We start from the raw sequence: 22,255 nt of genomic DNA, 5'->3' as shown, positions 1-22,255 counted from the left end.
GGGTTACTCAAAACTGCAAAATTGATAGCTGCCTGCGCAGATCAGTGTAGCGCGGGAGCGTGATTTCTTTTGGAAGTATTGCGGGGATATTCAAAGTCTGGACTGGGTTTGCATACAGCGCCTGGCCGCCGTGCGGGGTAAAATGGGGGGTTATGGCCAAACCGACAACGCCCACTGAAACGGGCTATTCCGAGGGTTCGATCCGCGTCCTGAAGGGGCTCGAGCCCGTCAAGCAGCGCCCGGGCATGTACACCCGCACGGACAACCCGCTGCACGTTATCCAGGAAGTCATCGACAACGCCGCCGACGAGGCGCTGGCGGGCTTCGGCAAGAAATTCAAGGTCACGTTGCACGCCGACGGTTCGGTCAGCGTGGAAGACGACGGGCGCGGTATTCCCTTCGGCCTGCACCCCGAAGAGAAGGCGCCGGTGCTTGAACTGGTCTTCACTCGCCTGCATGCGGGCGGCAAGTTCGACAAGGGCCAGGGCGGCGCCTACAGCTTTTCCGGCGGCCTGCACGGCGTGGGCGTCAGCGTGACCAACGCGCTGGCCCAGCGCATGGAAGTCACCAGCCACCGCGAAGGCCAGGTCGCGACCATGGTGTTCTCGGGCGGCGACGTGATCGAGAAGCTGGCGCTGCGCAAACAGGGCGAGGGCGACCGCAAGCAGGGCACCACGGTGCGTGTCTGGCCGGACCCGAAGTACTTCGAATCGGCCACGCTGCCGATGGGCGAGCTGGTCCACCTGCTGCGCAGCAAGGCCGTGCTGATGCCCGGCGTGACGGTGCAGCTGGCCGACGAAAAGAAGAAGGACACCCAGAGCTGGCAGTACAAGGGCGGTCTGCGCGACTACCTGGAGCAGACGCTGCCGGTCGATGCGGTGATCCCGATCTTTGAGGGTGAGGGCTACGCCGACGGGAACGCCGAGAACTTTGCCGAAGGCGAGGGCGCCCAATGGGCCGTCGCCTTCACCGAAGACGGCCAGCCGGTGCGCGAGAGCTACGTCAACCTGATCCCGACCACCGCCGGCGGCACGCACGACAGCGGTTTGCGCGACGGGCTGTTCCAGGCCGTGAAAAGCTTCATCGAGCTGCATGCGCTGCTGCCCAAGGGCGTCAAGCTGATGCCGGAGGACGTGTTTGCGCGCGCCAGCTATGTGCTGTCGGCCAAGGTGCTGGACCCCCAGTTCCAGGGCCAGATCAAGGAGCGCCTGAACTCGCGTGACGCGCTGCGCCTGGTGTCGGGCTATGTGCGCCCGGCGCTCGAACTCTGGCTGAACCAGCACGTCGACTACGGCAAGCGGCTGGCCGAGCTGGCCATCAAGGCCGCACAGACCCGCCAGCGCGCCGGGCAGAAGGTCGAAAAGCGCAAGGGCAGCGGCGTCGCCGTGCTGCCCGGCAAGCTCACGGACTGCGAAAGCCGCGACATCGCCCACAACGAGGTGTTCCTGGTCGAGGGCGATTCGGCCGGCGGCTCGGCCAAGATGGGTCGCGACAAGGAGACCCAGGCCGTGCTGCCCCTGCGCGGCAAGGTGCTGAACACCTGGGAGGTCGACCGCGACCTGCTGTTCAAGAACACCGAGATCCACGACATTTCGGTCGCCATCGGCGTCGACCCGCATGGCCCGACCGACACGCCCGACCTGTCCGGTCTGCGCTACGGCAAGATCTGCGTGCTGTCGGACGCGGACGTGGACGGCTCGCACATCCAGGTGCTGTTGCTGACCCTGTTCTTCCGGCACTTCCCCAAGCTGATCGAGGCCGGGCATGTGTTCGTGGCCCGGCCGCCGCTCTTCCGGGTGGACGCGCCGGCCCGGGGCAAGAAACCCGCCGCCAAGATGTACGCGCTGGATGAAGGGGAATTGACCGCCATTCTCGATAAGTTACGCAAAGATGGCGTGCCTGAGGGAAAATGGAGCATCAGCCGCTTCAAGGGGCTGGGTGAAATGAACGCGGAACATTTGTGGGAAACCACGCTCAATCCGGACACCCGCCGGCTCATGCCGGTGCAATTGGGGCCGTTTGACTTCAACCAGACAGCGGCCGAAATGACCAAACTCATGGGCAAGGGCGAAGCCGCCGCGCGACGCGAGCTCATGGAACTGCACGGCGACGCCGTGGAAATCGACATCTAGTCGGGATCGCGAAAGCACTATGTCATTGCCGTCGTTGCGCGCGTGGGCGCGCCGGGCGTCGTCGTTGCTGGCGCCAGCCGTTGCGCTGGTGCTGGTTCTGGGCCACGCCTCGGCGCGCGCCGATCTGTGGAGCTACGTGGACGAGCAGGGTGTGACCCATTTCGCCGCGGAGAAGATCGACGAGCGCTACCAGCTGTACTTCAAGGGCAGCGATGTCTCCAGGCTGAGCCTGACTGCCGAGACCCGCCTGGCCAACCCCGGCGCGGTCGCCCGTGCGGGCGTCATGGGCCTGCGCACGCCCGGCGTGGCAGGTCAGGGCGCACCGGCGTTCAAGGTGCCGCAGCGCTTTGCAGCCATCGACGATTCGCGCAGCTACAAGGCGGTGCAAAAGCATTTGCGCGCGGCGGCCAAGCAGCACGCGGTGGACTACGAACTGCTGAAGGCGGTGGTCGCTGCCGAATCCGGCTTTGACCCAGCGGCGGTATCGCCCAAGGGCGCGGTTGGCCTGATGCAGCTGCTGCCGACCACGGCCGTGATGTACGGCGTGAGCGCCGACCGCGAAGGCCGCAAGGACCGCAAAGGCCAACCGATTGCCGCGCAAAGCGTCGAACAGAAGCTGACCGACCCGCGCACCAACGTCTTCGCCGGGGCCCGCTACCTGGCCTACCTGCTCAAGCTGTTCAAGGGCGAGACTGCGCTGGCCGTGGCCGCGTACAACGCCGGTGAAGGTGCGGTGCAGCGCGCCGGCAACAGGATTCCGAACTACAAGGAAACCCAGGGCTACGTGCGTACGGTGATGGGCTTGTACGGCGCATTCAAGCCGGATGCCACGGTCGCCGTGGCCAGCAGCGGTGTTGGCAGCAACAGTGCGCCGGTGGCACGCGCCGCCGGCAAGGTCGGCGGCCGCGTGCGCGTCGAACTGGGCGGCAGCCCCGCCAAGGGCCGCGCCGCGCCGGCCGAAACCCCGGCACCGTCCGCGGCCACCCCGGTCGATACGGGCTGGGTGCCGGTGGTGTACCGCACCACCCCTAGCAGCCCCGCGGGCGGCGAATAGTCTCTTTTTTCGATTTTTCCCTGAATGAACGATCAAACGGTCCTCGATCTGGCCGGGGGCGATGACGGGTCGGCTGACGACCTGCCGTTGGCCACCTATGCGCAGCGCGCCTACCTCGAATACGCCTTGTCGGTGGTCAAGGGGCGCGCCTTGCCCGATGTGGCCGACGGCCAGAAGCCGGTGCAGCGCCGCATCCTGTACGTCATGGACCAGATGGGTCTGGGCTATGGCGGCACCGGCGGCAACACCGCGGCGTCCCCCGTCAAGAGCGCCCGTGTGGTGGGCGACGTGCTGGGCAAGTTCCACCCGCACGGCGACACCGCGGCCTACGACGCGCTGGTGCGCATGGCGCAGGACTTCTCGCTGCGCTACCCGCTGGTCGACGGCCAGGGCAACTTCGGCAGCCGCGACGGCGACGGCGCCGCCGCCATGCGCTACACCGAGGCGCGCCTGTCCAGGATCACCCGGCTGCTGCTGGAGGAGATCGACGAAGGCACGGTCGATTTCCAGCCCAACTACGACGGCCGCGAGGAAGAGCCGCGCCAGCTGCCCGCGCGCCTGCCGTTCGCGCTGCTCAACGGCGCCAGCGGCATCGCGGTTGGCATGGCCACCGAGATCCCCAGCCACAACCTGCGCGAAGTGGCCGACGCCTGTGTCGCCCTGGTCAAGAACGCCAAGCTGAGCGACGACGAGCTGTTCACGCTGGTCCCCGGCCCCGACTACCCGGGCGGCGGCCAGATCATCAGCACTGCCAGCGACATCCAGGACGCCTACCGCTCGGGCCGCGGCAGCCTGAAGGTGCGCGCGCGCTGGAAGATAGAGGACCTGGCGCGCGGCCAGTGGCAGCTGGTGGTGACCGAGTTGCCACCGGGCGTCAGCACCCAGAAGGTGCTGGAAGAAATTGAAGATCTGACCAACCCCAAGGTCAAGAACGGCAAGAAGGCGCTGACGCAGGAGCAGAACCAGCTCAAGGCGACGGTGCTGGCGGTGCTGGACGAGGTGCGCGACGAATCGAGCAAGGACGCCGCCGTGCGCATCGTGTTCGAGCCCAAGAGCCGCACCATCGGCCAAGAAGAGCTGGCGCGTACGCTGCTGGCGCACACCAGCCTGGAAACCTCCGCTTCGATCAACCTGACCTGCGTGGGCCTGGACGGCAAGCCGGTGCAGAAGTCGCTGCGCGATATGCTGACCGAGTGGATCGAATTCCGCCAGACCACCATCACGCGCCGCAGCCAGCACCGCCTGCAGAAGGTGCTGGACCGCATCCACATCCTCGAAGGCCGGCAGCTGGTGCTGCTGAACATCGACGAGGTGATCGCCATCATCCGCGAGAGCGACGAGCCCAAGGCCGCGCTGATCGCCCGCTTCAACCTCTCCGACCGGCAGGCCGACGACATCCTCGACATCCGGCTGCGCCAACTGGCGCGCCTGGAAGCCATCAAGATCGAGCAGGAATTGGCCGAGCTGCGCAAGGACCAGGGCAGTCTGGAAGACATCCTGGGCAGCCCCGCCAGCCTGCGTCGCCTGATGGTCAAGGAGATCGAGGCCGACGCCAAGGTCTTCGCCGACGAGCGCCGCACGCTGATCCAGGCCGAAAAGAAGGCCGTGGCCGAAGTGAAAGTGGTGGACGAACCCGTCACCGTCGTCATCAGCGAAAAAGGCTGGGTGCGCGCGCGTCAGGGCCACGGGCACGATGCGGCGGGCTTCGCCTTCAAGGCGGGCGACGGGCTGTACAGCACGTTCGAATGCCGCACCGTGGACAACCTGCTGGTCTTCGGCAGCAACGGCCGCGTCTACACCGTGGCGGTGGCCAACCTGCCGGGTGGGCGCGGCGACGGCCAGCCGATCACTACGCTGATCGACCTGGACAGCGGCACGCAGCCCATGCACTTCTTTGCCGGGCCGGAGGGTGCGACGCTGCTGCTGTCGGGCTCGGGCGGCTACGGCTTTCTGGCGCGGGTGGAACACATGCTGTCGCGCCAGCGCGGCGGCAAGGCCTTCATCAGTGTGGGCGAGGGCGAGCAGATCTGCCGGCCATCGCTCGCGGCCTGGGATCCCAAGCAATATCTGCCTTCAGCCCTTGAGGGGTCTGCGCAGCAAGCTATGCAAAGTGTAGCAACCTCGCACGTGGCCTGCGCTTCCACGGGCGGCCGCATCCTGACGTTCGAGATCGCTGAACTGAAGCTGATGGAAAAGGGCGGCCGCGGCCTGACCCTGATCGACCTGGAAGACAAGGACCGGCTGGCCGGCGCCGCCGCCTACACCCGCAGCGTGCGCATCAGCGGCATCGGCCGAGGCGGCAAGGCGCGTGAAGAAACCCTGGAAATCCGCAGTCTGAACAACGCCCGCGCCGCGCGCGGACGCAAAGGCAAGGCGGCGGACCTCGGCTTCAAGCCGAACGACGTGCAGCGGGTGCTGTGATGGGCGGCGAGTTGTCGCCCATCGGGCTGCTGCTGATGGCGGTGGGCGGCCTGGTCAGTTTTCTGCTGGGCCGCTACCTGTCGCGCGGTTGGCGCGCCAAGCGCCGCGACAAGGAAGCCGCGGCCAAGCTGGCCAGCGAAACGCGCCAGCAGCGCCGGGCGCGGGAGCGCAAGGCCTCCAAGCAGCGGTGATGACGCTGCCCCCTTCCCCGCGTTCGTTGCGCCACTTGGCCGTCTGCCTTGCGTTGCTGACGCATGCACCGGGGGCCATGGCGCAAGCGGCCGAACTGGCCCTGCGACAAGCCGGTTTACCTGACCTTTGACACCGGCAGCATGGACGTGGCGCCACTGGTCGCCGTGGTGCTGCAGCGCCAGAAGGTGCGTGCGACCTTCTTAGCCGGTATGCACCCAACCCCCTCGGGTGACAGCCTGGACGCGAGCTGGGCGCCCTGGTGGAAAGCGCGCGCAGCCGAAGGACACGCGTTGGCCGCGCGCACGGCGACGTGCGCGCCCGCAACCCGCAGTTCGTCGTGCGTCCGACGCTGGGGGCGTTTGCCGGCCGCACGTTCACCTGGCCCGCAGCCAGGTACTGCGAGAACATCAGCGCGGCGGCCGACCGGCTGGCGCACGTCACCGGTGCGCGCCCGCTGCCGCTGTACCGCGCCGCGGGCGGCAAGGCTTCGCCCCGTCTGCTGGCGGCTGCCCAGGCGTGCGGCTACGCGCAGGTCAATGGCCAGCCGCCCGGCTTTCTGACGGGTGTACCCGGTGCCCAGGACCCGACGGAGCCACAGATCGCCCAAGCCGTGGCGCGTGTGCGTGGAGGCGACGTGGTGGCGGTCCCCTTGGGCGCCTGGTCGCGGCAAGTGCCGCAGGTGCCCGTGGGGCTGGAGCCGTGGATCGTGGGCCTGAAAGCGCAGGGTTTCTGCTTTCAGACGCTGCGCGAGCACCCGGACTACCGCGTGCAGGACGGCGCGCGGCGCTGACAGGATTCTTGAGCAAATCGGCCGCTGGCGCTACAGGGGACTACGCAGGCAGCTATGAATTCAGGAGCGCTTACCGGGTTGGTCGGTCCGAAGCTGTCGAGGCCTTGCACCACCTCGCATGCCCGTCGTCACGCCCTTGGCCCACACCTGTGGTGTTGGCCGCGCGGCCGCGTGTCAGGGGGACGACGGCGCGGGGCAGTCCGGCTCCTTGACCACCGGGCAGCGCTCAAAGGCCTCAGGCCGTACCACACCCTTGGCAGCCCGAAAGCCGTCCAGGCAGCGGTACGCCGCGCCATAACGCTGCCACTGCGCGGCGCAGCTCTGGTTGCTTGCAGACGGCCCCGTGGCGCGGCGCGCGGCGGACGCGGCCGAGGCGGACGCCTGAGGCTCCTGGTCCAGGTAATTGCGGTACTGCTGCATCAGGTCGCGCGCCCGCGACTGTTCGCTGGCCGCCAGGGGGGGCACGGTGGCGATGTCGGTCACGCGCGACGCCGGGCGGCCATTGGCCGGCGGCGGCGCATCGCTGAAGTGCACCACGCCGCGTTCATCCACCCAGCGCTTGATGGTGGGGGCCGTCGGGCCGGCGGGCGCCTTCGGGGCGCTGGCCCCAGCCTGGGGTGCCGACGCGGCGGGTGTCGGCTGGGCTAGGGCGCCCCAGGGCGCCGCAAACAGGAGCAGGGCGCCGAACTGGGCGCCCAGCAGGGCGTGTCTGCTGGAGAACAGGGTGGAGGCGGTGCGGGTCATGGCGGCCATCTTGCCGTGTCGCGCCGGGCTTGCCAAGCGGGGGGTGCTGACTGCCGCGCACGCCGCGTCAGGGCGTGGCGCGGCCGCCCACGGCATCACTCGTTGACCAGCACCAGCTTGCCCTTGACCTCGCGCGAGCCCATGCGGGCGTAGGCGGCTTTCAGCTCGCTCATGGGCATTTCACGGTCGATCACGGGCTTGATCTTGCCCTGGGCGTACCAGGTGGCCAGCTCCTGCATCATGGCGGCGTTGGCTTCGGGTTCCCGCTTGGCGAAGTCGCCCCAGAACACGCCGACGATGCTGGCGCCCTTGACCAGGGCCAGGTTGATCTTGATGGCCGGGATCTCGCCCGCGGCAAAACCCACGACGAGATGCCGTCCGCGCCAGGCGATCGAGCGGAACGCCGGCTCGGTGAACGGGCCGCCGACCGGGTCGTAGATCACGTCCGGGCCTTTTCCGCCCGTCAACTCCTTCAGGCGCTCGCGCAGGTCCTGCGTGCTGTAGTTGATGGTTTCGTCGGCCCCCAACGATTGGCAGAAGGCGCACTTCTCGTCGGTGGAGGCGGCGGCGATCACTTTTGCGCCCGCGATCTTGGCGATCTGGATGGCCGACATGCCCACGCCGCCTGCCGCGCCCAGCACCAGCACGGTTTCACCGGGCTTCAGCTGCCCGCGGTCCAGCAGCGCGTGATGGCTGGTGGCGTAGATCATGATGAAGGCGGCGGCGTCGACGGCAGGAAAGCCCTCGGGCAGCGGCATGCAGAGCTTGGCGGGCGCCAGCGTGTGCGTGGCGAAGCCGCCCGTGCCCGACAGGCAGGCCACGGTCTGGCCGACTTTGACGTTGGTCACGCCTTCGCCCACGGCTTCGACCACGCCGGCGAATTCGGAGCCGGGCACGAAAGGCAATTCGGGCTTGAACTGGTACTTGTTCTGCACGATCAGCAGGTCGGGGAAGTTCAGGCTGGCCGCCTGGATGCGGATCAGCACCTGGCCCTTGGCCGGCTGGGGCGTGGGCATCTCCTTCCAGGTCAGGGCGTCAACGCCGATGGGGTTTTCGCAAAGCCAGGCGTGCATGCGGGGGGTCTCCTCTGGGTTCGGGCGGGTGGAAAATTGATCAGATCATAGGAGCGCGCGGCGCCCCACGCATGTCTCTGCCGTGACCTGCGCGGGCCGCTTGGGGTGGCGCGCCTACAATCGGTTTCAGTTCCCCTTGCGCCATGAAGATTCTCCTCAGCAACGACGACGGTTTCCAGGCCCCGGGCATCGTGGCCCTGCACCAGGCACTGGCCGCGTTCGCCGAGGTCGAAGTGGTCGCCCCCGAACACAACAACAGCGCCAAGTCGAATGCGCTGACGCTGCATTCGCCGCTGTATGTGCACGAAGCCGCCAACGGCTTTCGCTACGTCAACGGCACGCCGGCCGACTGCGTGCACATTGCCTTGACCGGGCTGCTGGACTATCGGCCGGACCTGGTCGTGTCGGGCATCAACAACGGCGCCAACATGGGCGACGACACCATTTATTCCGGCACCGTGGGCGCCGCGATGGAAGGCTACCTGTTCGGCATTCCGGCCATCGCCTTTTCGCAGATCGAGCGCGGCTGGGCGCATCTGGACGCCGCGGCGGCCAAGGCGGGCGAACTGGTGCAGCGCATCGGTGCCCAGAAGCTGGGCGACGGCAAGCCCTGGCTGTTGAACGTGAACATTCCGAACGTGCCGCTGGACGAGATCAAGCCGCCCAAGATCTGCCGTCTGGGCCGGCGCCACGCGGCCGAACGCGTGATCACCATGGACAGCCCACGCGGTGAAACCATGTACTGGATTGGCGGTGCCGGGGCCGCCGCCGACGCGGCCGAGGGCACCGATTTCCACGCCACGGCGGCGGGCCACATCGCGCTGACCCCGCTCAAGGTCGACCTGACCGACCACGACGCGCTGGCCTACTGGTCGCAGGGCATGAAACAGCTGATGGAAGGAGCCCCGCGCTGATGGCCACGCCGCCACAACGACCCGGCTTCCCCGCCCGCATCGACCTGGGATCGCGGCCCACGGCAGGCGTGTCGCGCCCGGGCACGCCCCGGCCGGCGCCGCGTTCGGTCGAGGGCGGGACTGCCGCAAGCGCAGGAGCGCCCGCAGCGGTGCGCGACAGCATCCCGGCGCGGGCGCGCATGGTGCAGCAGCTGATGGCCGAGGGCATCAGCGACCCGCTGGTGCTGCGCGCCATGGGCAGCGTGGACCGTCACCGCTTCGTCGACAGCGCCTTGGTGCCGCAGGCCTACGAAGACACCGCACTGCCGATCGGCCTGGGACAGACCATTTCCAAGCCCAGCGTCGTGGCCCGTATGCTCGAATTGCTGATGCAGGGCGGCCTGAAGGGCGACAACGGCAAACTGGGTCGGGTGCTGGACATCGGCACCGGCTGCGGGTACCAGGCGGTGGTGATGGGGCAGATCGCCACCGAGGTCTACAGCATCGAGCGCCTGCGCGACCTGCATGAGAAGGCGCGTGCCAACCTGCGCCCCCTGCGCATCGCCAACGTGCACCTGATCCTGGGCGACGGCATGGCCGGTTTCCCCTCTGGCGCGCCGTACGCTGGCATCGTGGCGGCAGCCGGCGGCGAGGCGGTGCCAGATGCCTGGATCGACCAACTCGCTTATGGTGGGCGCATCGTTGCACCGGTCGCTTCCGCGCCCGGGCAGCAGGCCTTGATGGTGATCGACAAATCGCGCAGCGGGCTTCGCCAGACGATTCTGGAAGCCGTCAATTTCGTGCCCTTAAAATCGGGGGTTGCCTAAGGCACTCACGGGAAGGTAGTTCTATGCAGTTCTCAGGTCGCAAGACTTGGATTTCTTTCGCGCTGGTGGTGGCTGCGGCCGTCTCCGGCTGCTCGATGACATCGGCCTCGCGCGCGCCGGTGGAAGACCGCACGGTGGGTGGCAGCAGTGCCCCGCGCGTCGACCCTGCCACGCTGCCCGGTTACGAAAACACCGGCAAGCCCGGTTACTACTCGGTGCGCCCTGGCGACACGATCATGAAGATCGCCACCGAGGTCAACCAGCCCTGGCGCGACATCGTGCGCTGGAACGCGCTGGAGAACCCCAACCAGATCGAGGTGGGCCAGGTGTTGCGCGTGGTGCCGCCTACGGGCAGCCAGACGGTTGCCGTCGCCCCCGTCTCGGAAACCCGGCCGACGCCCCCGGCCGGCAGCACGCCCGCCAAGCCCCCGGTGCCGGTGGCCACGCAGACCACGCCAGGCGTCAGTCCACCGTCTCCGGCCACCCCGGCGCCTTCGGCTGGTGCCGATGATGTGGACTTCATCTGGCCCGCCAGCGGCGCCATGATCACGGGCTTCGACGACGCCAAGAACAAAGGCATTGGCATCGCCGGCAAGGCGGGCGACCCGGTGCTGGCCGCGGCCGATGGCAAGGTGGTCTACGCCGGCGCCGGCCTGCGCGGCTACGGCAACCTGATCATCCTGAAGCACAACAACACCTTCCTGACGGCCTACGCGCACAACCAGACGCTGCTGGTCAAGGAAGACCAGAGCGTCAAGAAGGGCCAGAAGATTGCCGAGATGGGCTCGACCGATTCCGATCGCGTCAAGCTGCACTTCGAGATTCGCCGCTCAGGCAAGCCGGTCGATCCGGCGCGCTACCTGCCCGCGCGCTGAGCGCGCGGCCGGGCCGCCATGCCAACGGGCGCTCCAGCAGCGCCCGTTGCTGTTTTCAGCGGGCGTTGATCGACCCATGAAAACTCCTGAATTCATAGCTGCCTGCGCAGGTGGCTCTAGCGCCAGAGGCTGATTTGACCGATAAAACAACTCCTGAAGCAGCGCGCCCCGAGGTCGCCGTCACGCCGCGCCCCGCGGGCCTGCCGGACGACGCGCTGCACATCAACGCGATCGACCTGGACGCACAAGGCATCGCGCGCCGGCCCGACGGCAAGGTGGTCTTCATCGACGGTGCGCTGCCCGGTGAATGGGTCAGCGCCCAGGTCACCAAGCGCAAGAACCAGTGGGAAGCGGCCACGCTGACCGCGCTGCACCGCGAATCCAGCCTGCGCGTGCGCCCGCGCTGCCCGCACTTCGGCCTGCACCAGGGCGCCTGCGGCGGCTGCAAGATGCAGCACCTGGAGGCGTCCGCGCAGGTCGCCGTGAAGCAGCGCGTGCTGGAGGACAACCTGTGGCATCTCGGCAAAGTCAAGCCCGAGTTGATGCTGCGCCCCATCGAAGGCCCGACCTGGGGCTACCGCTACCGCGCGCGGCTGTCGGTGCGCTATGTCGTCAAGCGTGGCGAGGTGCTGATCGGCTTTCACGAACGCAAGAGCCGCTACGTGGCCGATATGCGCAGCTGCAGCGTGCTGCTGCCCCAAGTCAGCGACTTGCTGCTGCCGCTGCGCGCGCTGATCGAGAGCCTGCAGGCGCGCGAGACCTGCCCGCAGATCGAGCTGGCCGCGGGCGACGACGTCACCGCGCTGGTGCTGCGCCACCTGGAGCCGCTGTCGGACGCTGACCAGCAGAAGCTGCGCGACTTTGGCGCCGCGCACGGCGTGCAGTGGTGGCTGCAACCCAAAGGGCCGGACACGGTGCATTTGCTGGACGAGGGCGGGGCGCAGCTGGCCTACGCGCTGCCGGACTTCGGCATCACCATGCCGTTCAAGCCGACGGACTTCACCCAGGTCAACCCGCACATCAACCGCGTGCTGGTCACACGCGCGCTGCGCCTGCTGGCCGCGCAAAAGTCTGAGCGCGTGATCGACTGGTTCTGCGGCCTGGGCAACTTCACGCTGCCCATCGCCTCGCAAGCGGGCGAAGTCTTGGGCGTGGAAGGCAGCGACGCGCTGGTCGCGCGCGCGCAGCAAAACTATGAGAAGAATCGGGCTGCGGCGCTAGAAGGATCAGCGCTGGCAGCTACGCAATTCGTAGCGCGCAACCTGTTTGACATGACCGCCGCGCAGCTGGTGGCCGACGGCACGGCCGACCGCTGGCTGGTCGACCCGCCGCGCGAAGGCGCGTTTGCGCTGTGCAAGGCGCTGGCAGCGATCCACCAGGCGCGCATCGGCGCCGAGGACGCGGATCCGCTACCCGCTGGCGCTGTCGCCTGGCAGCCGCCGCGCCGCATCGTCTACGTCAGCTGCAACCCGGCCACGCTGGCGCGCGACGCCGGCTTGCTGGTGCACCAGGCCGGCTATCGCTGCACGGCGGCGGGGGTGGTCAACATGTTCCCGCACACCGCGCACGTGGAAAGCATGGCGGTGTTCGAGCGGGCGGACTGACGGGCGTGCTGCGCTCTGCCGGTCTGCGGCGGTAGAGTTCGCGGCTCAGACGCTGGCGGGTCGCGGCGCTTCGCCGCGGCAATGGGCGATGAAGTCGGCGATCGCCCCGCGGTCGGGTCGCGCGCGGTGCGACACGATCGACAGCGCGCGCCGCTGTGGCCCCAGGCGACTGTGCAGTGACACCAGCGTGCCGTGGTCGATCTCGCGCTGCACCGCGTACCGCGACAACGCGGACAGCAGATCGCTGGCCAGCAGGGCGCGCTTGATCGCTTCGGTGCTGCCCAGCTCCAGCGCGACGTGGATCGATTCAAGCCGCCGACGCAGCCAACTTTCTGCGACCTGCCGGGTGCCCGAGCCGGGCTCGCGCAGAGCCCACGCGGCCGAACGCAGCGCCGCCAGTTCCACAGACGAGCCGGCCAGCGGGTGGCCTGCGCGTGCGACCAGCACCAGCTCGTCGTCGAGCCAGGGGCGCACCAGCACGTCGCGGTGCGCTACCGGGCCCTCGACAAAACCAATGTCCGCCTGCAGCGCAGCGACGGCTTCGACCACGTCACGCGTGTTGTCCACCGACATCTGGACCGGACGCCGCGGGTAACGGCGCACCCATTGCGCCAGGCGTTCGGGCAGCAGGTATTCGCCCACCGTGAAACTGGCCGCCACATGCAGCGACACCGCGCTGTCCTGCGCGAACATGGCTTCGATGTCGGCTGCCCGCTCGATCAGCGCCCGCGCAGGCGCGACCAGAGCGCGCCCGTGGGCGTTGAGTTTCAGGCGTTTGCCTGTGCGGTCAAACAGCGGCTGACCCAGTGCCGATTCCAGCTCGGCCAGCGCGGAGCTGATGGCCGATTGCGAGCGCGCCAACTGGTCCGCAGCGGCGCGCGCCGTGCCAGTCTGAGCGATGGCCAGGAAAACCTCGTACTGGCGCAGCGTCGCACGCGCCAAATGATCGGTCTGATCGATCAACATGAATTGAATTATGCGCTTTTCGGGTTCAAGTCATCTGCCTACCATCGCTGCAGCAAGTCCTGATGGACTGTCCCTGGGATATGCCTTCGCGGCAACCCAGTCTGCACCCATCAGGCAACTTGCTCACCCAGGAGAAACCGTGTCTGCATCCACCGCACCCGCCACCTCGCAACCCCTGTTGGCCGCGCAAACGCCGCGCACGCCGTCGCTCTGGCCGGGCTTGGCGTTGGCGGGCGCCCTGGCGGCTGTGGCGATCTGGCTGAGCCGGTATCCGTGGTTCCAGTCGCACGGCCTGTCGGCACTGACACTGGCCATCGTGCTCGGCATGGTGGTCGGCAACACGGTGTATCCGCGCATTGCAGCGCAGGCACACACCGGCGTGGGCTTTGCCAAATCCACCTTGCTGCGTGCTGGCATCGTGCTGTACGGCTTGCGCTTGACGTTCACAGACATTGCGCAGGTCGGCTGGCCGGGCGTGCTCATTGATGTACTGATGCTCGGTTCCACTTTTGTTGGCGCCTACTGGGTCGGCACGCGCCTGTTCAAGATGGACCGCCAGACCGTGCTGCTGATCGGCGCGGGCAGTTCGGTGTGTGGGGCAGCCGCCGTGCTGGCGACAGAGCCGGTGGTCAAGGCGCGCGCCGAGCAGGTGGCTGTGGCGGTCGCGACAGTGGTGGTGTTTGGCACACTGGCGATGTTCCTCTGGCCGACGCTCTACGCCCTGGCCACGCAAAGTGGCTGGCTGCAGATGGATGCGCACCAGTACGGGATCTTCGTCGGCTCCACCGTCCACGAAGTCGCCCAGGTCGTCGTGGCCGGCGCCTCTGAGGGTGAGGCCGCCGCCAACGCCGCCGTCATTGCGAAGATGGTGCGTGTGATGATGTTGGCGCCGCTGCTGATCGCGCTTTCATGGTGGCTGGCTGCGCCCAGCGCCGGAGCGGGATCGACGACCAGCGGTGAACCCAGCCGCGTGGTTATTCCTTGGTTCGCGGTCGGCTTCATCGCCGTCACTGCGTTCAACACCATCGTGCCGCTGCCCGCCCACTGGATTGTCGTGGGCCGGTGGGTCGACGACGCGCTGCTCGCCACCGCCATGGCCAGCCTCGGCCTGACCACGCACTTGCAACTCATCCGCAAGGCAGGCGCCAAGCCGCTGTTATTGGCTGCAATGCTGTTCGGCTGGTTGCTGGGGGGCGGGCTACTGGTGAACGTGGCGGTGCATTGGCTGATGGGCTAAGGCAACGCTGAACGAGTCCACCATCGTTTGTGCGCGTTCGTTGTATTGGCATGAAACAGCAAGCGCTGCCGGTACCCGCCGATCAGGAACCGGGGTTCGAGCTAATACTGGCGAGCCACCAAACGCGACGTGTTCCTGGGCCCGATGAACGACATCGTGCCCAGATGGGCGTTGTTTGCGGTCATTCAGCCGCACCAGCCAAAAGCAGGCCACCCTGCGCTGAATCCTTCAGCGCATAACCGTCCGTGAGATGGGTGAACTCCAATCCCAGATCATATTTGTGCAGAGTGTCCTCAGCGGCCGCGAGATGCTCCTCAGGCGACTATGATGCGGGTTAACCCTTTTCGCGCACCCCGGAATTTCAGGAGCACGCATGATTCTCAAAGGTAAGACGGCACTTGTGACAGGTTCGACCAGCGGTATCGGGCTGGGCATTGCGATCGAATTGGCCAAGCAGGGCGCCAACATCGTGATGAACGGCTTTGGTGATGTTGAAGGCCCGAAGGCGCAGATTGCCGCGCTCGGTGTGAAGGTCGAATACCATGGCGCCGACATGTCCAAGCCGGCCGAGATCGAAGCGATGATGAACTTCGCTGACGAGAAATTCGGTGGGATCGACGTGTTGGTCAACAACGCTGGTATCCAGTTCGTGTCCAACATTGAAGACTTTCCCACGGAGCGCTGGGACGCGATCATCGCCATCAACCTGTCGTCGGCCTTCCACACGACGCGCTTGGCGGTGCCTTACATGCGCAAGCAGAATTGGGGCCGCATCATCAACGTGGCGTCGGCGCACGGCTTGGTCGCCTCGGCCGGCAAGACCGCCTATGTCGCGGCCAAGCATGGCATCGTGGGGTTGACCAAATCGGTTGCGCTGGAAACCGCCACCACGGGTGTGACGGCCAATGCCATCTGTCCCGGCTGGGTGCTGACCCCGCTGGTGCAGAAGCAGATCGACGATCGCGCCGCGCGCGAAAAGATCACGGTCGAGCAGGCGACCAAGGAACTGCTGCAGGAGAAAGAGCCTTCGCTGCAGTTCACGACGCCTGAGCAGTTGGGTGGTATGGCCGTATTTTTCTGCTCGCCGGCGGCCGACAACGTGCGGGGGCAGGCCTGGGCGTCGGACGGCGGCTGGACGGCTCAGTAACGAGTGATCAGATGGGCTTGCAGTAGTTTTTGAAGAAATGTGCCATCAGCCCTACTGCCACCTGCGCGCGAAGCTATTGAGACGATAGCAAATCAACGCTTCGACAATCGCGTGTCAGCGCCAGCCGACACGCGATTTTCGTTTGCGCTGGCGTGACATTGGCTGTGGTCTAGGCACCATGGGCGCATGCGCCGCGCCACAGCACAAAAGGAAAACACCATGCCCGCAACTCGTTCGCTCGGGCTTCCGCGCGTCGCACTGGTCGGGATGGCGCTGCTCGGGACGCTCATATTTTCCGGTGCTGCGCAGGCTTGTTACACGGTCTTCAATGCGGACGGCGCCGTCGTGCTGCAGACTGCCGAGGCGCCACGCTATCCTGGGCAAGCGACGACGGTGCCCGAAGGCGGCCGCGTCGCCATTCAGGCGGGTGATTGTCCGGCGATGGGCGCGCCGCCGATGGCCTCCGCCGCCGCATCCGATGACGAGACCACTGCCGTACCTCCCAGCCGCGCAGCGCCACTGCTCACGAACGTGGGCACCGCTGCGGCGGCGCATGTGCCTTATGAGCGGGTTACGCCGGGCATCGCGGTGGTTGCTCCCGCGGTTGCTGAGCAGGTCTGGCGCCAGGCGCCGGTCGCCAACAGCGCTGACCCGAGCCGCGCGCCCCCTGCTGGCGGCGACGCGGCCGAGACCGAACTTGTGATCACTGAATGGGCCGATGGCCGCACCGAGGTAGAGCGCCGCCCTCGTCGCTGACGCCCTTGCGTGGTGCCACCTGCCACGCTACGGGGTTTCCCTAGGGCGAGGTGTATTTGAAACGCCCTATTGGCATGGGTGCCGTGATAGTCTCGATGTCTCGCCGACGCAGCACACACTGCGATTGAGCCAGCGTACCGATGCCCCACGGAGTCCCTTGTCATGAGCGCCACGCACGTCTTTCACCGCAGCCTGTTGAGCACGCCTCCGGTGGCGGTGAAAGGCGAGGGCGTCTGGCTGGAAGACGCTTCGGGCAAACGCTACATCGACGCGTCGGGCGGTGCGGCCGTTTCGTGCCTGGGCCACGGCCATCCCGACGTACTGGAGGCGATGCACCGGCAGCTCGACGCTCTGGCGTACGCACACACCAGTTTTTTCACCACTGAAGTGGCTGAGCAACTGGCCGATCAGCTGGTGCGCACTGCGCCGGCGGGCATGAGCCACGCGTACTTCGTCAGCGGCGGCTCCGAGGCGGTGGAGGCCGCGCTCAAGATGGCGCGCCAGTACTACCTGGAGATCGGTCAGCCCGAGCGCAGCCACTTCATTGCGCGGCGCCAGAGCTACCACGGCAACACCCTGGGGGCGCTCGCGGTCGGCGGCAATGCGTGGCGGCGCAAGCAGTTCGCGCCGCTGCTGGTGGACGTGACCCATGTGTCGCCCTGCTACCCCTACCGCGACATGCACCCCGGCGAGACGCCCGAGGCGTACGGCCAGCGGCTTGCGCAGGAACTGGACGAGACGATCCAGCGCGTCGGGCCGAACAAGGTGCTGGCCTTCGTGGCCGAAACCGTGGGCGGCGCCACGGCCGGCGTGCTGGTGCCGGTGCCGGGGTATTTCAAGGCGGTGCGCGAGGTGTGCGACAAGCACGGCGTGCTGCTGATCCTGGACGAAGTGATGTGCGGCATGGGCCGCACCGGCACGCTGCATGCGTGCGAGCAGGACGGCGTCGCGCCCGATCTCATGACCATCGCCAAGGGCCTGGGCGGCGGCTACCAGCCGATCGGCGCCGTGCTGGCTCAGCAGAAGATCGTTGAAGCCATGTCCAAGGGCAGCGGCTTCTTCCAGCACGGCCACACCTACCTCGGTCACGCCGTGGCCTGCGCGGCGGCGCTGACCGTGCAGCAGGTGATCGAGCGCGATGGCTTGCTCTCGAAAGTGCAGCGCGACGCAGCCAGGATAGAAGCGCTTTTGCAGGATCGCTTCGGCAACCATCCCCATGTCGGCGACATTCGTGGCCGCGGATTCTTCTGGGGCGTGGAGCTGGTGCAGGACCGCGCCAGCAAGGCGCCGTTCGATCCGGCCCGGCGCCTGCATGCCAAGGTCAAGAGCGCCGCGTTTGCGCGTGGTTTGCTGGTTTATCCCATGGGCGGTACGGTCGATGGACAGTATGGTGACCACATCCTGCTGGCGCCGCCGTTCATCACCAGCGAGGACGAGCTGACGCAGATCGTCGCCCGCCTTGCTGATGCCGTGGATGCGGCCATTGCCCAAGGCTGACCTTCAACTTTTCATTCCTGTCTGGAGACTTTTCCGCATGAACGTTCGTCCCGCCCTCAAGACCCTGGCTTTCGCCGCTGCGACCGCCACCGCACTGTGGGCCGCGCCGGCCTCGGCTCAGCAGAAGTTCGTCACCATCGGCACCGGCGGCGTCACCGGTGTGTACTACGCAGCAGGCGGCGCGATTTGTCGCCTGGTCAACAAGGACCGCGCCAAGCACGGCATCCGCTGCTCGGTCGAATCGACGGGCGGCTCGGTGTTCAACGTCAACACCATCAAGTCGGGTGAGTTGGACCTGGGCTTCACCCAGTCCGACGTGCAGTACAACGCCGTGAAGGGCGTCGGCCAGTTCAAGGACGGCCCGGTGGGCGACCTGCGTGCCGTGTTCGCCGTGCACCCCGAGCCGTTCACCGTGGTGGCGCGCAAGGAAGCGAACATCACCAAGTTTGAAGACTTCAAGGGCAAGCGCTTCAACGTGGGCAACCCCGGTTCGGGCACGCGCGCGTCCATGGAAGAACTGCTGGGCGCCATGGGCTGGAAGCTGGGCGACTTCTCGCTGGCTTCCGAGCTCAAGGCCGACGAGCACGGCCCAGCGCTGTGCGACGGCAAGATCGACGGGTTCTTCTACGGCGTGGGCCACCCCAGCGCCAACATCCAGGACCCGACGACGAGTTGCGGCGCCAAGCTGGTGTCGCTGCAAGGCGCGGCGGTCGACAAGCTGGTGGAGGGCAAGCCCTACTACGCCAAGGTCACCATCCCGGGCGGCCTGTACCCCAACAACCCGCAGCCCACGCAGACCTACGGCGTGCTGGCCACCATCGTGGCGTCGGCCAAGACACCGGCCGACACCATCTACGCCGTCACCAAGGCCGTGTTCGACAACTTCGACGAATTCAAGAAGCTGCACCCGGCGCTCGCGCACCTCAAGCCCGAAGACATGGTGAAGAACGGCCTGAGCGCGCCGCTGCACGACGGCGCTGCACGCTACTACAAGGAAAAAGGCTGGATCAAGTAAACCAGGCCAGTGTGCCGCGGACCGATTTCTGCGGCGCAGGCACGGCGGCTGGCCATGCGCCAGCACGCGGCCGCAGGTTTCACGGATCCGCCCGCACGGGTGAAGGCAACTTCACCCGTTGTCGTTTTTAAAGCATCATTTGTGGCTGCAGCCCTAGATGGATCTGCGCAGGCAGCTATGAAATTAAGAGTAACCGGGAAAGCAGGCAGCCATGGCCACGGACATTGAAAAAGCCCCCGAAGCGCTGCAGGAACTGGTGGCCGAGACGGACACCGGCGCGCGCAAGCCGAGCGGCCTGACGGCCAAGTTCATCTTCGGGCTGGGCGTGGCCTGGGCGCTGTTTCAGGTTTGGTACGCGTCGCCGCTGCCTTTTGTGGTCGGCTTCGGCATCCTGAACGACACCGAAGCGCGTGCGATCCACCTGGCGTTTGCGCTGGGCCTGGCGTTTCTGGCGTGGCCCGCCTTCCGTTCGTCGCCGCGCCGATACGTGCCCGCGCTGGACTGGGTGCTGGCCATCGTGGGCGCCTTTGCGGGCGCCTACATCATGATCTTCTACCGCGAGCTGGCCACGCGCCCCGGTCAGCCCACCACCATGGACATCGCCGTGGCGATCACCGGCCTGGTGCTGCTGCTCGAAGCCACGCGCCGCGCTGTCGGCTGGCCCATGGCCTTGCTCGCGGTGCTGTTTCTGGCCTACTGCATGGGCGGCCCGTGGCTGCCGGATGTGGTCGCGCACAAGGGCGCTTCGCTCAGCCGCCTGCTCTCGCACATGTGGCTCACGACCGAAGGCGTATACGGCATTGCGCTGGGCGTCTCGGCCAGCACCATCTTCATCTACGTGCTGTTCGGCGCCTTGCTAGACCGTGCCGGCGGCGGCAACTACATGATGCAGGTGAGCTTTGCCGCACTCGGCCACCTGCGTGGCGGCCCGGCCAAAGTGGCGGTGGTGTCCTCGGCGCTGAACGGGATGATCTCAGGCTCGTCGGTGTCAAACGTGGTGTCGGGTGGCATCTTCACGATCCCGCTCATGAAGAAGGCCGGCTACGGCGGCGTCAAGGCGGGCGCGATCGAGACCATGTCGTCGGTCAACGGCCAGATCATGCCGCCTGTCATGGGCGCCGCAGCCTTCCTGATGGTGGAGTACGTGGGTATTCCGTATTCAGACATCGTCAAGCACGCCTTCCTGCCGGCCACGCTGTCCTACATCGGCCTGCTGTACATCGTGCACCTGGAGGCGCTCAAGCTGGGCATCGCCCCGGCCGCCATGGCCGTGCAACACCCTTGGCGCACGCGCATGCTGCGCACGCTGATCGGCATCACCGGCTCCATCGTTGTGGTGGGCGTCTTGTACTACCTGCTGCAGTTCTTCAAGGCGACGCTGGGCGCCGCCGCACCCTGGGCGGTGGGCGCGACGCTGCTGGCGCTGTATCTGGTATCGCTGCGTGAAGCCGCGCGCAGCCCCGATCTGCCGGAAGACATCGACATCCACCACCCGGTGCGGCTGCAGACCTGGCCCACCGTGCGCGCCGGGCTGCATTACCTGATCCCGATCGGTGTGCTGATCTGGTGCCTGATGGTCGAAGAGATGTCGCCGGCGCTGTCGGCGTTCTGGGCCGTCACGTCGCTGATCGTTCTGATGCTGACGCAGCGACCGTTGATCGACCTGTTTCGGGGCGTCAAGACGCCGGGGGCCTGGAGCGAGGGCTGGCACAGCGTGATCGGCGGCCTGAACGACGGTTCGCGCAACATGATCGGCATCGGCGTGGCCACGGCCACGGCGGGCATCATCGTCGGCGCCATCACGCTGACCGGCCTGGGCCTGCGCATGACCGAGTTCGTCGAATTCGTCTCGCACGGCAACATGATGCTGATGCTGCTGTTCATCGCCTTTGTCTGCCTGGTGCTGGGGATGGGCGTGCCGACCACGGCCAACTACGTGCTGGTGGCCACGCTGATGGCGCCGGTGGTGGTGGAGCTGGGTGCGCAGGCCGGGTTGGTGGTGCCGCTGGTGGCGGTGCACCTGTTCGTTTTCTATTACGGGATCATGGGCGACATTACACCGCCGGTGGGCCTGGCCACGTTCGCGGCGGCGGCGATTTCGGGTGAGGACGCCATCCAGACCGGCATCCAGGGCTCGCTTTACGCGCTGCGCACGGTGATCCTGCCCTTCATCTGGATCTTCAACCCGCAACTGCTGCTAATCGACGTGCACGGCTGGGGCGAGCTGGCCCTGGTCGTGGTGGCCAGCACCGTCGCGATGCTGGCGTTTGCCGCGCTCACGCTGTACTGGCTGCGCATCCGCATGAAATGGTGGGAATTCGCCATGCTGGCCGTGGCGGTCGTGATGCTGTTCCGCCCCGGGTTTTTCATGGACTTCCTCGCGCCCGAGTACCAGCGCGCCCCGGCGGCCCAGGTCTACGACGTCGCCAAGGACATGCCAAGCGACGGCACCATCGTCATGCTGATCAAGGGCACGACGCTGGAAGGGGAAGACGTCACCAAGACCGTCTCTGTGCAACTCGGCGACAAGGGCAAGGACGGGCGCACCCGCCTGTCGGAGGCCGGCCTCACGCTCATGCCGCTGGGCGACGACGTGCAGGTCGGCGGCGTGCGCTTCGGCTCGCGCGCCAAGAAGGCGGGTTTCGAGCAGGGCTGGGACATCGTCGGCGTGCAGTTGCCGACGGACCGGCCTGTCAAGTACTGGTTCTTCCTGCCGGGTTTTCTGCTGGTGGCGCTGGTCTGGTGGCTGCAAGGTCTGCGTATGCGGCGCAACCGGACCGGGCCGAACGCGCTGGCGGCCGCATGATGTGCCCGCGCGCAAGACTCAAAACTATTGTTTTGATAGCTGCTTGCGCCGGCGGCTGTAGGTCCATCGTGCAAAAGCGCTTGAAAATTGCTCGGGAGCCGGGCATGTCTTGAGGTGAAGTGCCTGCCAGCCCGGCAGGCGCCGGGCGCTCGGGTTTGATCTGGATCAAACTCCCCCCAGTTTCTGTCGCTGGGGTGACCGATGGGCTCCGCCTTAGCGAAAACCG

The 22,255-nt window shown here is 66.9% G+C and carries 18 protein-coding genes and 1 pseudogene; 16 read left to right on the top strand and 3 right to left on the bottom strand.

Translation table 11 applies throughout. The annotated features are described in order from the left end of the window. Positions 1-152: 152 nt before the first annotated feature. The 6 genes and pseudogenes from FVQ98_RS00975 (at position 153) to FVQ98_RS00955 (ending at position 6,589) form a co-directional block, all read left to right on the top strand. Entirely contained in the window at positions 153-2,132 is a 1,980-nt protein-coding gene (locus FVQ98_RS00975) for a DNA topoisomerase IV subunit B (protein ID WP_147911546.1), read from the top strand. 19 nt (positions 2,133-2,151) lie between these two features. Then, on the top strand, positions 2,152-3,186 hold the full coding sequence (locus FVQ98_RS00970; RefSeq protein WP_147911545.1) for a lytic transglycosylase domain-containing protein: 1,035 nt from the start codon (positions 2,152-2,154) through the stop codon (positions 3,184-3,186). Between the two features lie 24 nt (positions 3,187-3,210). After that, positions 3,211-5,607 carry a DNA topoisomerase IV subunit A gene (gene parC, locus FVQ98_RS00965; RefSeq protein ID WP_147911544.1) on the top strand — a complete coding sequence of 799 codons (2,397 nt, stop codon included), beginning with the start codon at positions 3,211-3,213 and terminating at the stop codon, positions 5,605-5,607. After that, a complete protein-coding gene (locus tag FVQ98_RS00960; RefSeq protein WP_147911543.1) occupies positions 5,607-5,798 on the top strand; it encodes a hypothetical protein in 192 nt (63 codons plus the stop codon). Before parC ends, FVQ98_RS00960 begins: the two co-directional genes overlap by 1 nt. Before the next feature lie 63 nt (positions 5,799-5,861). Beyond that, positions 5,862-5,957: pseudogene (locus FVQ98_RS20250) on the top strand (polysaccharide deacetylase family protein); the annotation flags it as partial. Positions 5,958-6,109: 152 nt separating this feature from the next. Beyond that, complete coding sequence (locus FVQ98_RS00955; protein WP_255507586.1) at positions 6,110-6,589, top strand: polysaccharide deacetylase family protein; 480 nt, start codon at positions 6,110-6,112, stop codon at positions 6,587-6,589. Positions 6,590-6,763: 174 nt separating this feature from the next. Here the strand turns inward: FVQ98_RS00955 and FVQ98_RS00950 are convergent, their stop codons facing one another. Together FVQ98_RS00950 and FVQ98_RS00945 are read right to left on the bottom strand one after the other, a co-directional pair. Further along, positions 6,764-7,333 carry a DUF4124 domain-containing protein gene (locus tag FVQ98_RS00950; RefSeq protein WP_187265581.1) on the bottom strand — a complete coding sequence of 190 codons (570 nt, stop codon included), beginning with the start codon at positions 7,331-7,333 and terminating at the stop codon, positions 6,764-6,766. A 95-nt stretch (positions 7,334-7,428) separates the two neighbouring features. Further along, on the bottom strand, positions 7,429-8,406 hold the full coding sequence (locus tag FVQ98_RS00945; protein WP_147911541.1) for an NADPH:quinone oxidoreductase family protein: 978 nt from the start codon (positions 8,404-8,406) through the stop codon (positions 7,429-7,431). 143 nt (positions 8,407-8,549) lie between these two features. Here FVQ98_RS00945 and surE point away from each other — a divergent pair, with 143 nt between their 5' ends. The 4 genes from surE to rlmD all read left to right on the top strand — a co-directional run bounded on the left by surE (position 8,550) and on the right by rlmD (position 12,605). Then, the gene (gene surE, locus FVQ98_RS00940) at positions 8,550-9,320 is read left to right on the top strand and encodes a 5'/3'-nucleotidase SurE (protein ID WP_147911540.1); all 771 of its coding nucleotides are present in this window, start codon (positions 8,550-8,552) and stop codon (positions 9,318-9,320) included. Next, the gene (locus FVQ98_RS00935; RefSeq protein WP_147911539.1) at positions 9,320-10,126 is read left to right on the top strand and encodes a protein-L-isoaspartate(D-aspartate) O-methyltransferase; all 807 of its coding nucleotides are present in this window, start codon (positions 9,320-9,322) and stop codon (positions 10,124-10,126) included. Before surE ends, FVQ98_RS00935 begins: the two co-directional genes overlap by 1 nt. 23 nt (positions 10,127-10,149) lie before the next feature. Further along, a complete protein-coding gene (locus tag FVQ98_RS00930) occupies positions 10,150-11,001 on the top strand; it encodes a peptidoglycan DD-metalloendopeptidase family protein (protein ID WP_147911538.1) in 852 nt (283 codons plus the stop codon). Between the two features lie 200 nt (positions 11,002-11,201). Beyond that, positions 11,202-12,605: a 23S rRNA (uracil(1939)-C(5))-methyltransferase RlmD gene (gene rlmD, locus FVQ98_RS00925; RefSeq protein WP_255507584.1), complete on the top strand. Its 1,404-nt coding sequence runs from the start codon at positions 11,202-11,204 to the stop codon at positions 12,603-12,605. Positions 12,606-12,650: 45 nt separating this feature from the next. Here rlmD and FVQ98_RS00920 read toward each other — a convergent pair whose 3' ends face one another. Next, entirely contained in the window at positions 12,651-13,571 is a 921-nt protein-coding gene (locus tag FVQ98_RS00920; RefSeq protein WP_147911536.1) for a LysR substrate-binding domain-containing protein, read from the bottom strand. Between the two features lie 139 nt (positions 13,572-13,710). Between FVQ98_RS00920 and FVQ98_RS00915 the strand changes: the two genes are divergently transcribed. The 6 genes from FVQ98_RS00915 (at position 13,711) to FVQ98_RS00890 (ending at position 22,029) form a co-directional block, all read left to right on the top strand. Further along, positions 13,711-14,808, top strand: coding sequence for a YeiH family protein (locus tag FVQ98_RS00915; protein WP_370512900.1), 1,098 nt, complete (start codon positions 13,711-13,713; stop codon positions 14,806-14,808). A 376-nt stretch (positions 14,809-15,184) separates the two neighbouring features. Beyond that, on the top strand, positions 15,185-15,955 hold the full coding sequence (locus FVQ98_RS00910; protein WP_147911773.1) for a 3-hydroxybutyrate dehydrogenase: 771 nt from the start codon (positions 15,185-15,187) through the stop codon (positions 15,953-15,955). A gap of 186 nt (positions 15,956-16,141) precedes the next feature. Further along, complete coding sequence (locus FVQ98_RS00905; protein ID WP_147911534.1) at positions 16,142-16,711, top strand: hypothetical protein; 570 nt, start codon at positions 16,142-16,144, stop codon at positions 16,709-16,711. A gap of 162 nt (positions 16,712-16,873) precedes the next feature. After that, the gene (locus FVQ98_RS00900; RefSeq protein ID WP_147911533.1) at positions 16,874-18,208 is read left to right on the top strand and encodes an aspartate aminotransferase family protein; all 1,335 of its coding nucleotides are present in this window, start codon (positions 16,874-16,876) and stop codon (positions 18,206-18,208) included. A gap of 37 nt (positions 18,209-18,245) precedes the next feature. After that, on the top strand, positions 18,246-19,223 hold the full coding sequence (locus FVQ98_RS00895; protein WP_187265580.1) for a TAXI family TRAP transporter solute-binding subunit: 978 nt from the start codon (positions 18,246-18,248) through the stop codon (positions 19,221-19,223). Positions 19,224-19,434: 211 nt separating this feature from the next. Next, positions 19,435-22,029, top strand: a complete 2,595-nt coding sequence (locus FVQ98_RS00890; RefSeq protein ID WP_147911532.1) for a TRAP transporter permease — start codon at positions 19,435-19,437, stop codon at positions 22,027-22,029. Positions 22,030-22,255: the final 226 nt, after the last annotated feature.

Source organism: Ottowia flava (assembly GCF_008017535.1).
GTDB classification, from domain to species: Bacteria; Pseudomonadota; Gammaproteobacteria; order Burkholderiales; family Burkholderiaceae_C; genus Ottowia; species Ottowia flava.
The sequence above is the reverse complement of the archived record's forward strand: the minus strand, read 5'-3'. Positions and strand labels throughout refer to the sequence as shown.

Excerpts from the sequence above, each read along its gene's own strand:
- FVQ98_RS00905 (WP_147911534.1), top strand. The coding sequence starts at position 16,142 with ATGCGCCGCGCCACAGCACAAAAGGAAAACACCATGCCCGCAACTCGT.
- FVQ98_RS00975 (WP_147911546.1), top strand. The coding sequence starts at position 153 with ATGGCCAAACCGACAACGCCCACTGAAACGGGCTATTCCGAGGGTTCG.
- FVQ98_RS00890 (WP_147911532.1), top strand. The coding sequence starts at position 19,435 with ATGGCCACGGACATTGAAAAAGCCCCCGAAGCGCTGCAGGAACTGGTG.
- FVQ98_RS00900 (WP_147911533.1), top strand. The coding sequence starts at position 16,874 with ATGAGCGCCACGCACGTCTTTCACCGCAGCCTGTTGAGCACGCCTCCG.
- surE (WP_147911540.1), top strand. The coding sequence starts at position 8,550 with ATGAAGATTCTCCTCAGCAACGACGACGGTTTCCAGGCCCCGGGCATC.
- FVQ98_RS00895 (WP_187265580.1), top strand. The coding sequence starts at position 18,246 with ATGAACGTTCGTCCCGCCCTCAAGACCCTGGCTTTCGCCGCTGCGACC.
- FVQ98_RS00960 (WP_147911543.1), top strand. The coding sequence starts at position 5,607 with ATGGGCGGCGAGTTGTCGCCCATCGGGCTGCTGCTGATGGCGGTGGGC.
- FVQ98_RS00970 (WP_147911545.1), top strand. The coding sequence starts at position 2,152 with ATGTCATTGCCGTCGTTGCGCGCGTGGGCGCGCCGGGCGTCGTCGTTG.
- FVQ98_RS00945 (WP_147911541.1), bottom strand. The coding sequence starts at position 8,406 with ATGCACGCCTGGCTTTGCGAAAACCCCATCGGCGTTGACGCCCTGACC.
- FVQ98_RS00935 (WP_147911539.1), top strand. The coding sequence starts at position 9,320 with ATGGCCACGCCGCCACAACGACCCGGCTTCCCCGCCCGCATCGACCTG.
- FVQ98_RS00930 (WP_147911538.1), top strand. The coding sequence starts at position 10,150 with ATGCAGTTCTCAGGTCGCAAGACTTGGATTTCTTTCGCGCTGGTGGTG.
- FVQ98_RS00920 (WP_147911536.1), bottom strand. The coding sequence starts at position 13,571 with ATGTTGATCGATCAGACCGATCATTTGGCGCGTGCGACGCTGCGCCAG.
- parC (WP_147911544.1), top strand. The coding sequence starts at position 3,211 with ATGAACGATCAAACGGTCCTCGATCTGGCCGGGGGCGATGACGGGTCG.
- FVQ98_RS00950 (WP_187265581.1), bottom strand. The coding sequence starts at position 7,333 with ATGACCCGCACCGCCTCCACCCTGTTCTCCAGCAGACACGCCCTGCTG.